The organism is Flavobacterium sp. FlaQc-48, assembly GCF_044007335.1.
Classification (GTDB): Bacteria; Bacteroidota; Bacteroidia; order Flavobacteriales; family Flavobacteriaceae; genus Flavobacterium.
Map to the genome: position 1 here is coordinate 565,981 of NZ_JBIPCR010000001.1, position 11,933 is coordinate 577,913.

Below are 11,933 nucleotides of genomic sequence, written 5' to 3' on the forward strand. Positions count from 1 at the left end.
AGCTCATTTGTAAGCTGCTTTTTTTGTTTTCACATAAATGAAAATCTAAACCATTTTTTATACCACAAATTTTATTAAACGGTCAAATACTCTATATTTGTATTTCAAAAAATAAAAACGAATACTTCAATATGAAATTACTAGAAGGAAAAGTAGCAATCATTACTGGCGCTAGCCGCGGAATAGGCAGAGGAATTGCTGAAGTTTTTGCTAAACACGGAGCAAATGTAGCATTTACCTATAGCTCATCTGTAGAATCAGCTCAGGCTTTAGAAGCAGAGTTAAATGGTTTAGGCGTAAAAGCAAAAGGATACCAATCCAATGCAGCAGATTTTAATGAAGCACAGACTTTTGTTGATGCTGTTTTGGCGGATTTCGGAACAGTTGATATTTTAATTAATAACGCAGGAATTACAAAAGACAATTTGTTAATGCGTATGTCTGAAGCTGATTTTGATCAGGTTATTGATGTGAATCTAAAGTCAGTGTTTAATATGACAAAAGCTATTCAGAAAACCTTCCTAAAACAACGTGCAGGTTCAATTATTAACATTAGTTCTGTAGTTGGGGTTTCCGGAAATGCGGGACAAACAAACTATGCAGCTTCAAAAGCGGGTGCAATTGGATTTACAAAATCAGTGGCATTAGAATTAGGTTCCCGTAACATTCGTTGCAATGCAATTGCTCCGGGATTTATCGAAACCGAAATGACAGCAAAATTACCGGAAGATGTAGTAAAAGGATGGAGAGACGGAATTCCGTTAAAACGTGGAGGAACTACAGAAGACGTGGCTAATGCTTGTCTTTTCCTGGCTTCAGATATGAGCGCGTATATTACCGGACAAGTACTTAATGTATGCGGAGGAATGCTTACTTAAAAAGTTAATTGTTTATGGTTTGTTGTTTATTGTTCTGCAACCATAAACTAAAAACTATAAACTACAAACTATATAAAATATGACTACAAACACGATTCTATTATTATTACTTTCTTTAGTAATAGCGGGTGGGTTATCGTATTTTCAATATTTTTTTAAAGCCAAAAACAAATCCAATGTGATTTGGTTTTTGGCTTTTTTACGTTTTCTCGCCATTTTTGGGTTGTTAGTTTTATTGATAAACCCAATAATGACTAAAAATTCACTGGAAATTACCAAAACACCTTTGGCAATAGCGGTTGATAATTCGAGTTCGATTTCAGTTTTAAAATCGGATAAAAAAGTTAACGAGTTGTACCAGAAACTAATTTCTAATCCGGCACTTAAAGAAAAATTTGAAATCCAGTCGTATCAATTTGATGCGGATTTTAAACCTTCTGATAAATTTGATTTTAAAGGAAAACAAACCAATCTGGATGAAGCAGCCAGGAATTTAAAAAGCATCAATAAAAACCTGATTTTTCCAACGGTTATTATCACAGACGGAAATCAGACCACAGGAAACGATTATGTATACCGTTTTGATCCTGTCAATAAAGTTTATCCTTTGGTTGTGGGAGATACAACTACCTTTCTGGATTTAAAAATCAATCAGCTTAACGTAAACAAATACGCTTTTCATAAAAATAAATTTCCGGTAGAAGTTTTTCTGCAATATGCCGGAGATAAAAACACAACTGCTGATTTTACCATTACACAAGGAAATACTGTAGTAGCTAAAGAGAAAGTATCTTTTTCAGCTTCTAAAAAAACGGCAAACCTAAATTTGCTTTTACCGGCTGATAAAGTGGGATTGCAAATCTTTAAAGCCAGTATTTCATCGGGTTCAAAAGAGAAAAACAGCTATAATAACATCAAGAATTTTGCAGTTGAAGTTATAGATCAAAAGTCAGCCATTGCAATAGTTTCGGTCATAAATCATCCGGATATTGCAGCTTTAAAACGTTCAATTGAAGTTAATGCGCAACGTAAAGTAATATTGGTTAAACCAAATGAAATTAGCCAGTTGCAGGAAGCTTCGGTTTTAGTTTTATATCAGCCAAATTCATCTTTTAAAGCTATTTTTGACAACAACAAATTAGCCGGAACAAATACTTTTATCATTACAGGAACCAACACCGATTTTAATTTTCTGAACCAGCAACAAAACAGCCTGGTTTTTAAAATGAGCGGACAAAGAGAAGATTACTTATCCGAGTTTCAGTCTCAGTTTAATTTATTTGCAATAGATAATATTGGTTTTGAAAACTTTCCACCCTTACAAAATCTTTTCGGTACTATCACCACAAACGGAAATGTATCGGTTTTACTTTCTTCGAAAATAAGAAATGTAGCAACAAATGCACCTTTATTGGCTTTCGCCGAAAATCAGGGAAAACGAACTGCTTTTCTTTTAGGAGAAAATAGCTGGAAATGGCGTTTGCAAAGCCATATCGACCATCAGTCCTTTGAAAAATATGATGTATTTATAGATAAGATTATTCAATATCTGGCTTCGACAACTTCCAGAAAATCATTGGTGGTAACGCACGAAAGCTTTTATAACTCAGGAGAAGCCATTGTAATCAACGCACAATATTTCAATAAAAATTATGAGTTTGACGAAAAAGCCAGGCTTACTATTACGGTTACAAATGCCAAAACAAAACAATCCAAAAATTATGATCTGTTAAAAGGAAATAATTCGTTCTCAGTAAATCTGGACGGATTATCTACTGGTAAGTATAATTTTACTGTAAAAGAATTAAATACAAATACCTCATATTCTGCTCATTTTGAGATTTTAGATTTTGATATTGAAAAGCAATTTGTAAATCCCGACGTTTCAAAATTGAAACAATTAGCATTGCAAACCAATGGAAAAGCTTTTTTCGAAAATCAGGCCGATGATTTAATTCAGCAACTTTTAGAGAATCAGGAATACAAATCGATCGAGAAAAATGTTTCGACCAAGACGCCTTTAATTGACTGGGTTTGGTTATTGATTTTAATAGCAGTCTTATTAACTGCTGAGTGGTTTGTTAGGAAGTATAATGGTTTGTTGTAGTATCTCTTATAAGTACCATTTAAATTAAGTTAAATCTAAATTTGTTAATATATGTTTAATTCAGAAGATGTTGTTTTTAATACGTTTAAAACACAACTCGAAAGCAAAGGCTTAACTATTGATTCTATTGATAAAGATGGATTTATTCTTATAAATGTAGAAGAATCTGAATTAAAAGTAAGTTTGGATAATGTTAGACGTAATTACGAAAGAGATAGTGATGATAGTTATATTACAGATTTAGTTAATACAATTGTTTCACATTCATCAAAAAAAGAAGATTGGGAGAATATTAAAGAAAAGATATACGTGCAATTTTTCCCTAATGACTTTGAGTTTGAAAACCTGATATATGAAAAGGTAACAAATGAATTTAGCAAAGTTTTTATGGTAAACACTAATAATAACTTTTCATTTATTTCTGAAGATGATTTGATAGACTGGAATTTAAACTTAGAACAACTAAAAAATCAAGTTGATTTAAATTTAGATATTTTTTTAGATAAAGTACAAATTGAGGTTGAAGATGTTGATAATCATAAATTAGGAATGATTGATATTGAGGAAGTTTGGCTTAAAAGTGCTTGTCTTTTTTCATCAAAAATCAAGGATTTAGTTCAAAATAATATTGGTTTCCCATTTTATGCTGTTATTCCTGTGAGAGACTTTTGTTATATTTTTGGAGAACAAGATTTTGAGTATTTTTCTGAACGTCTCGGTTCTGTTGTAGTTGAAGAATATGAGAAATCCGGATATCCAATTACAACTGAAATTTTGAAATTTTCAGAAAATGGAGTTAAAGCAATGGGAAAATATTAAATAAGAATATGGATTTCAGGCTAAAAAGTATTCTGTAACGTTGTGCTCAAATTTTATTGAATAGCCTATAGCTTTAGCTGAAGATGAATTAATTGAATCATACATTGGCTTTAGCCGAATATTGTAGACTTACAAAAATTAAAGCTTTTGCTTAACCTGAAACTTTAAACATGAAACAAAAACAACAAAAGACATGGATTTCAGGCTAAAAGTATTCTACACCGTTGCACTTCGCTTAAACTTTACTAAAGCAGCCCAGGAACTATATATTTCGCAGCCGGCAGTCTCTAAGCACATTCAGGAGCTGGAAGAGACCTATAAAACAAAGCTTTTTGAACGAAATGGTTCAAAAATAGTCTTAACTCCGGCAGGGGAAATTCTACTGAAACATACCAAAAATATATTCGAAATCTACCGCGAAATCGACTTTGATATGAGCTCCTTTATCAAGGAACGCCAGGGATTGTTAAGGCTAGGAGCAAGCACAACCATTTCGCAATATATTATTTCTCCGGTTTTAGCCCGTTTTCATCAAAAGCAAAAAGAAATCAAAGTCAATTTGCTAAACGGCAATACAGAACAAATCGAAAATGCATTGATCAACAAAGAAATCGAAATCGGAATTGTCGAAGGTCAATCTAAAAATCAGTCGATTAAATATATTCCATTTTTAAAAGATGAATTAGTTTTGGTTTGTAATACCAAAAATCCTTTGGCACAGCAAAACGAAATTTCAGTAGAAGATTTAAAATCCATAAAATTTATTACTCGTGAGCGTGGATCAGGAACACTTGAAGTTATAGAATTTGCCCTGAAACAAATTAATCTTAAAATAACCGACTTACAAATCGAAATGCAATTAGGGTCTACAGAAAGTATAAAATCATATCTTTTAAATTCAGATTGCTTTGCATTCATGTCTGTACATGCGGTAAGTAAGGAGCTTAAAAATAACGAATTAATGGTTTTGGATATCGCAAATTTAGCGATAGACAGGTATTTTTATATTATCACTTTATTAGGTAAATCGGATTCTTTATCAGAACTTTTTATTCAGAACATGTCTTCTTATTATAACTTAGAGTTATAGCCGATTGTTTTTTACGATTAGTGATTATGGTATAAACAACAGACCTTTGTAACGAAATATCAAATTCATTATTTTGAAAACAAAACAACATACAACCGCACATTTAGTACAAGTTAATCTCTATATCCAGCAAGCTATTTTTGCTTTAATTATCGTATTGTGTTTATTGTCTGTTATTTCTCCGCCAGTTGCCTTATTATTAGGAGTAATTATGGTGAATGTTTTCGGAAATCCATTTGTTGAATTCAACCATAAAGCAATTACATATTTACTACAATTTTCAGTTGTTGGCCTGGGTTTTGGAATGAATGCTGCAAGTGCAATTTCCGCGGGCAAAGAAGGTTTGTTGCTAACCATATTTTCAATTTTTAGCACCTTATTATTGGGTACATTGTTAGGGAAATGGCTAAATACAGATAAAAAGACATCCCATTTGATTTCATGCGGAACAGCAATTTGTGGCGGAAGTGCCATAGCAGCCATTTCCCCTGTAATTAAATCAAACGAAAGTCAAACGTCGATTGCTTTAGGTGTAATATTTATTCTCAATTCAATAGCTTTATTTGTCTTTCCGTTTATCGGACATCAGCTTGATTTATCTCAAAAAGATTTTGGCTTATGGTGTGCAATTGCTATTCATGACACCAGCTCAGTGGTTGGTGCAGCCAACAAATACGGTGCAGAAGCTTTGCAAATTGCCACCACCGTAAAATTGGCGAGAGCTTTGTGGATTATCCCAATTTCACTTTTAACTGCTGCGATATTTAAGAATAAAAATTCAAAAATCAAGATTCCTTACTTTATTGGTTTATTCATTTTGGCAATGCTTTTAAACACGTATGTTCCTGCCACAACAGTTATTGGACCCTATATTGTTACTATTGCCAAAATTGGTTTAACTGTAACCTTATTCCTGATTGGAACCACTTTAAATATTGACACCTTGAAATCAGTAGGAGTAAAGCCTTTGCTTCAGGGAGTTTTTCTTTGGATATTTATTGCCGGTTTAGCTTTGGCTGCGATATTGTATTTGCATTAAGATAAACACTAATTTATTTTACATTTGAAAACTTAACAATTGGCTTCTCTGTCATCTTGTAAAATTTCCCTTTAAATGAAAAATGCTTTTCAATTTCAAAATTAAATTGTTTTTTCGTTTTTGCCATTGTAGCTATTTCAGCGGGTAAACTTACTTCAAATTCATCATTAGCTTGCGCAGCCTTATTAAAAGAGCCATTTGTTTTTATAACAATATCTCTAAAATGCTTTTTAGTATTGTTATTTACAACAGTATAAGAACTTGACCATTTGACACTTTCAACGTTGCTGAGCTGATAATTAAATACTTCCAAAATAGGCTGGTATTTACCATCAAACCCCGCGACAAGATAAAGCACACCTTCAAAAGGACCTCCGCCGCCGCCATTCACATGCAATAAAGTAAAAGCATATTGATCTTCGCCAATCTCTACAAGTTTAGGTTTTGGAGCCTGGGCAAACGCCCCAAAAGCTGCAACACCCGGTTGAAAAGACCTCATTTGCCAGGTTTTATCATTTTTTGTAAACTTAGCCACACCTACAAGACCACCGGAAAATCTACCGGTTTGCAATCCGTCTTCATCATAAATGGAATGATTAAATAACAACAACCTGAATTGATTTCCTTTTGAATCCGTGTAATCAAGATTAGAGAGCAGTCTTGTTGCAACACCTCTGCTGTATGGAAAAATCTGGTCCCCTTCAACGCCATTAACATCAGTGTAAGGAGTAGTTTTGCAGTTTTTACAATTCCAGCTTATAAAAGTATTATGATCGGATAGGTTGTATACTTTACCGGGAAACAATTTTTGCATTGTTTTTACGGCGTCTAAAGGGTCTGATACCTGCAAAGTTCTTTTGGTATTTAAAATAGTATCGTTAACATTTTTTAGCTGTATAATATCCTGAGCGTTGCCCGAACAAATTACCAGAAAATAAAAAATAAAAAATTTAGTCCAATTCATAAAGGTTTGAGTAAAATTGAATCCAAATTTACATTGTTTTTTTTAGTATAGTTACAATAAAATAATGTTTTTAGGAACCGTTATTTCTGTGAATAAACAAAGGAGTAACACATCTTTAAATATGAGTAAAAGAGTATTTTGTTGTGATTAATTTTGTTTTTTAACATTAATTATGTGTCAAATTTATTTTAACTGGTTAAAAATGTATTTTTCGTATCGTTGTTTGATGAAATAGCATCAGTTTTATCTTACTTTAAATTAAATATTTGCATAAAGGATTTAATAACCATAAAAACTTTATTAACTATTTTAAAAACCAACTTATGAAAAAAACACCTTTTATTACACAAAGCATTAGAACAGTAAATTCCTTAATTTTAGCCCTAAGCCTCACATTATTAGTGAGCTGCGAAAAGACTGAAATAAACGAAAACCAACTATCTGCAAAAACAGAAACCGGAACAGCTGAAATTTCGACCGCATTAAAATCAAATGCCACGGCAAAAACGACCTCAACTTTTGGAGATATCGGGAATGGTGTCAACTTACAGCCTTCTTATTACAACGGCGGAAATTCTGATTTAGGCTGGAACCTGATGAAACAAAATACTAAAATTAAAACAGTGCGTATTGAAGTAGAACCAGGTCAGGAAGTAAATGCTAAAAGATGGATTTCTGAAGCCAAATCAAACGGATTTATTGTAATCGTAAGTTATCATAAATCAAGTGTATTAGGCTCAGACAGTACATCAGAACTTAATGCTGCGGCAACCTGGTGGAAAAACAATTATGCATACTTAGGAGGTAATTTTATTGTAAATCTTTCCAACGAGTGGGGAAGCCATACTATTACACCGGCGGCTTATGCTGCAGCTTATAATACCGCCATTACCGAGGTTCGCAAAGTATATAGTGGTACTATTATTATTGATATTCCGGGTTGGGGACAAGAAACCGCTACAGCTGCCTGTGCGGTAAAAGGTTGTTCAACAGGACAAACAAAAATCAATGATACTAAAATTATACTTTCGGCACATATTTATCCGGGAGCGTATAATCAGGCAAAAGGACGTTATATGAATACATCCGATATCGATGACCTGGCTTCGTCAGGAAGACCTTGCATGATTGGGGAATTTGGCAACAGCGGCGGATCCGGTGCAGATTGGTCCGGAATTGTGGATTATGCCAAAAATAAAGGCTGGACAATTTTAGGCTGGGCCTGGAACGGCGACGGAGGATCCATGAACATGGCAACACCACAATTTCAGGCGTATGTTAGCGGAAGTCCAAAAACATATAGTCAATCTTCTTATTTTAATGTTGTTTATAATAAATTATAAGGAGTAGAAATTTTCAGCCATACATTTACACTGTTTTATTTATGGCTGAAAAAATCTCAAAATAAGAGTTTCCAGGAGCTCAAAAATTAAATTAACACAATATTTGTTAGTATTCTTTTGAATTATCTTTAAATGAGATAAATTTGCATCAAACAAAAAAATGCAAATGAAAAACTTTAAAATGAAACCGAGACTAATCGCATTATTCGCGTTAGCCATTGGTTTTTTGACATTATCCTGGGGAATCGTTGGACATGAACGTATTAATAAAGCTGCAGTGATGGCTTTGCCGCATCCGCTTCAGGTTTTCTTTTACAATCACATCGATTTTATCACACAAGAGGCTTCTGTACCGGATATTCGTAAATACGCCTTGAATTATAAAGATGAAAATCCAAGACATTATTTTGACATGGAAAATTTTGGTTCTGCTGACAGCTTACCAAAAAACCTGGAAGAGGCCAAGAAAAAGTACGATGCTAAATTCCTGAATGACAACGGAATTTTACCTTGGTATATTGAAGACATGATGGTTAAATTAACCAAAGCATTTAAAGATAAAAACAGAGCCGAAATTTTATTTCTTGCTGCAGATTTAGGACATTATATAGGTGATGCCCACATGCCCCTGCATACTTCTGCAAATCATGACGGACAATTGAGCGATCAAAAAGGAATTCATTCCCTTTGGGAAAGTAAACTTCCTGAATTATTTGCTAAAAATTACAAATTAAATGTTCCTGAAGCTCAATATTATACCGATGTTCATAAAGCAACCTGGGATATGATCAATGATACACATAGTTTGGCTAAGCCATTATTAGATATTGATAAAAAACTAAGAACTTCGACTCCGGAGAATCAGGTTTTTAAAATGGATGCTGATGGAAAAGTATTGAAAAGTAAATACAACTCGGCTGTTTTCTCTGATGAATACGCTAAAAAACTGCACGAACAGTTAAACGGAATGGTAGAAAATCAAATGAAAAAAGCCATTACAGCAACGGCAAGCTTTTGGTATACTGCCTGGGTAAATGCAGGAAAACCAGATTTAAGCGATCTGGATGCACCAGCGGTTACGCAAAGAAACAACCAGTCTTTAAAAGACGATTTAAAATTATTCCAACAAGGGAATTTATTTGGAATGAAGAATCAGAACGACTAAAAAAGTGCTAACTCTGATTTTAGTTTAAAGGTTTAAGACTAAATTATTAAAAACAAAAAAGCCTCAGATTCATTGGAATTTGAGGCTTTTTTATGTTCAGATTGTAAGTTTAGGCGAAGTTGCAGAGTTAGGAGCTATTTCCTGCTGTACGCTAATATCTTTTATTTTTCTAAAGAAAAAAAATAAAAGGATACCGCTTCCATCAGGGCTAAGGCACTCGTTTTCATAAGAAAAAATCGAATTTTGTCAGACTAAGGATAAAACAAACAATTCCCGCAAAGTGATTTGTACCATTAAGACAAAAATAATAAATCTGTTACAAACCAGTTTTAATCCGGATCATCCATGTGTCATTTCACCCTCATCTTTAGAATTTGGACCCAGCGCTGGGGAACAGGCGAACCAATTTAAATTTTGGAATTTTTAAGTTCAGTATATTTCTGATACTTCTTCTGTTTCAGCATATCCGAAGCCGACTGATAAAAAGAAATTGTTTCATTTACCAGATCAGTTCTTTCCTTTTTCATTGGAATTTCATTGTAATCAATTTGATATTCCGGTGCAATACCTGGTTTTGTGTTTATTTGTAAATCAAACTGTTTTACTTGTTGTTTAGGGGATAAAATAGTCAAAACATTGTCCTTTATTAAACCCAGATCCTGATAAGTAGCAATAAAAGCCCTTGGTTTATAATCCGGTTTAAAAACATCCTGACCAAAGAATTTACTTTCATAACTAAAATGCAATAATCCAAAAAGAGTAGGCATAAGATCAATTTGCGACATGACTTGATTGTATTTTGCAGGTTTAGCACCAGGGCTGTAAATAAAAGCGGGAATTCTGTATTTATCTAACGGCAGCTCCGTTTTTCCGGCACTAGAAGCGCAATGATCTGCAACAATTACAAAAACTGTATTTTTAAACCAGGACTGCTTACTTGCCATCTCAAAGAATTTTCTCAATGCATAATCTGTATATTTTACACCACCGTCACGAGATTTAATATCGCCCGGAATATCAATTTTATTATTTGGATAGGTAAATGGCCTGTGATTACTTACAGTCATGATATGATTAAAAAACGGCTTGTTTTCTTTCGCTTCGGCGTTCATTACTTTTATGGCTTTGTTGTACATGTCTTCATCACAAACTCCCCAGACATTTTCAAAAGTTACCTCTTCCGGTGAAAAGCTCGATTTATCTACAATATCATAACCATTTCCGGAATAAAAATCCTGCATATTATCAAAGAACGCATCACCACCATACATAAATTTGACATGGTAACCTCTCTGTTTGAAAAGAGCACCCGTAGAAAATTTATTTTTATTATCTTCTCTTTTTACTACACTTTCACCAGCCGTTGGAGGCAAACATAAAGTAACGGCTTCAAGTCCGCGAACAGTACGATTACCGGCTGCATATAAATTTGTAAACTGTAAACTCTTCTGTGCTAAACTATCCAGGAAAGGAGTGATATTTTGCTCATTCCCGTACATCTTCATGAATTCGGCGCTATAACTTTCAATCGTAATTAAAACCACGTTTTTGTGATTTTCAAGAGAATCACTTGTTATGGTTCGCTTAGTGTTTTCTCCTGAAATGTCCGGAAATTGTTTTTTTAATAAAGAAAAAGCTTCTTCATTTAGAAGTGTTCTGTAAAATGTAAAATAATCCAGTTTACTATTTTGAAAAGCAAGATAGAACTTGTATAAACCATTTGCTTGTAATTCGTTAACAAACACATTTTTAGAGTCCTCTGTTTTGGCTAAGGCCGGAATAGCAATTAGTGAGATTAGAAATAAGGCAATGTAAATGGCACTGATCTTTAATTTTTCAGTAAAAGCAGGGAGGTTATCAATGTAATTTCTGGATCTTTTTACTATAAAATATGTGACAATCCCCGTTACCAGGAATAAAGCAGAAAACAAAGGAATAACGGGATAGGATTGCATAATATTCCCAATAACTTCATTAGTATAAATAAGATAATTTACAGCTATAAAGTTATATTTTACACCAAATTCATTCCAAAAGAAATACTCGCTTAATCCGTTTTGCAGAATTAGTAAAACATATAGGAAAATTACAAAAACGAACAGCCAATATCTGATTTTAGCCCTTAGTTTTGGAAGAAAAAGTAAAAGGGCAAAAAGAGCTGTTTTGATTCCAATAAAAATTAAAACAATTTCAGGTAAAGCGCCTCCATATTCATCAAAGATACTTTTTCCGGAAGCTACATATAAAAACAGCACCAAAAAGACACCAAGAATAATATAACCCGATGGTTTATTGTATTTGGAATTTGAGATAAAAATAAGATACAGCCACAGAAAAATGCTGGCAATTATGAAAACAAAAAAATCAGAAAAAAGTCCTAAAGCAAAGATTCTCAGACTTTCAAAAAAAGTAAAAGACGTTTGAGTGATAGGATGAAAAAATAAAACTATTCGTAATATAAAACTTACGAAGAAGTAGAATAATGCAAGATTGAAAAATGGAGACAGTTTCTTATAAAAATTCATGGG

The 11,933-nt window shown here is 33.3% G+C and carries 9 protein-coding genes; 7 read left to right on the forward strand and 2 right to left on the reverse strand.

What is annotated here, in order from left to right:
- Positions 1–131 precede the first annotated feature (131 nt).
- The 5 genes from fabG to ACHRWY_RS02400 all read left to right on the forward strand — a co-directional run bounded on the left by fabG (position 132) and on the right by ACHRWY_RS02400 (position 5,933).
- Positions 132–878 carry a 3-oxoacyl-[acyl-carrier-protein] reductase gene (fabG, locus tag ACHRWY_RS02380; RefSeq protein ID WP_068840901.1) on the forward strand — a complete coding sequence of 249 codons (747 nt, stop codon included), beginning with the start codon at positions 132–134 and terminating at the stop codon, positions 876–878.
- 79 nt (positions 879–957) lie between these two features.
- Positions 958–2,985: a hypothetical protein gene (locus tag ACHRWY_RS02385; protein WP_395352146.1), complete on the forward strand. Its 2,028-nt coding sequence runs from the start codon at positions 958–960 to the stop codon at positions 2,983–2,985.
- Positions 2,986–3,036: 51 nt separating this feature from the next.
- Positions 3,037–3,804 carry a hypothetical protein gene (locus ACHRWY_RS02390; RefSeq protein ID WP_395352148.1) on the forward strand — a complete coding sequence of 256 codons (768 nt, stop codon included), beginning with the start codon at positions 3,037–3,039 and terminating at the stop codon, positions 3,802–3,804.
- A gap of 193 nt (positions 3,805–3,997) precedes the next feature.
- A complete protein-coding gene (locus ACHRWY_RS02395) occupies positions 3,998–4,894 on the forward strand; it encodes a LysR family transcriptional regulator (RefSeq protein WP_395352150.1) in 897 nt (298 codons plus the stop codon).
- Positions 4,895–4,967: 73 nt separating this feature from the next.
- A complete protein-coding gene (locus ACHRWY_RS02400) occupies positions 4,968–5,933 on the forward strand; it encodes a YeiH family protein (RefSeq protein WP_395352152.1) in 966 nt (321 codons plus the stop codon).
- 13 nt (positions 5,934–5,946) lie between these two features.
- Here ACHRWY_RS02400 and ACHRWY_RS02405 read toward each other — a convergent pair whose 3' ends face one another.
- The gene (locus ACHRWY_RS02405; protein ID WP_395352154.1) at positions 5,947–6,897 is read right to left on the reverse strand and encodes a hypothetical protein; all 951 of its coding nucleotides are present in this window, start codon (positions 6,895–6,897) and stop codon (positions 5,947–5,949) included.
- 323 nt (positions 6,898–7,220) lie between these two features.
- Here ACHRWY_RS02405 and ACHRWY_RS02410 point away from each other — a divergent pair, with 323 nt between their 5' ends.
- Positions 7,221–8,240: a glycoside hydrolase gene (locus tag ACHRWY_RS02410; protein ID WP_395352156.1), complete on the forward strand. Its 1,020-nt coding sequence runs from the start codon at positions 7,221–7,223 to the stop codon at positions 8,238–8,240.
- A gap of 166 nt (positions 8,241–8,406) precedes the next feature.
- Positions 8,407–9,405, forward strand: a complete 999-nt coding sequence (locus ACHRWY_RS02415; protein WP_395352158.1) for a zinc dependent phospholipase C family protein — start codon at positions 8,407–8,409, stop codon at positions 9,403–9,405.
- 407 nt (positions 9,406–9,812) lie between these two features.
- On the opposite strand, the gene ACHRWY_RS02420 is transcribed toward ACHRWY_RS02415, so the two are convergent.
- A complete protein-coding gene (locus ACHRWY_RS02420; RefSeq protein WP_395352159.1) occupies positions 9,813–11,930 on the reverse strand; it encodes an LTA synthase family protein in 2,118 nt (705 codons plus the stop codon).
- Positions 11,931–11,933 lie beyond the last annotated feature (3 nt).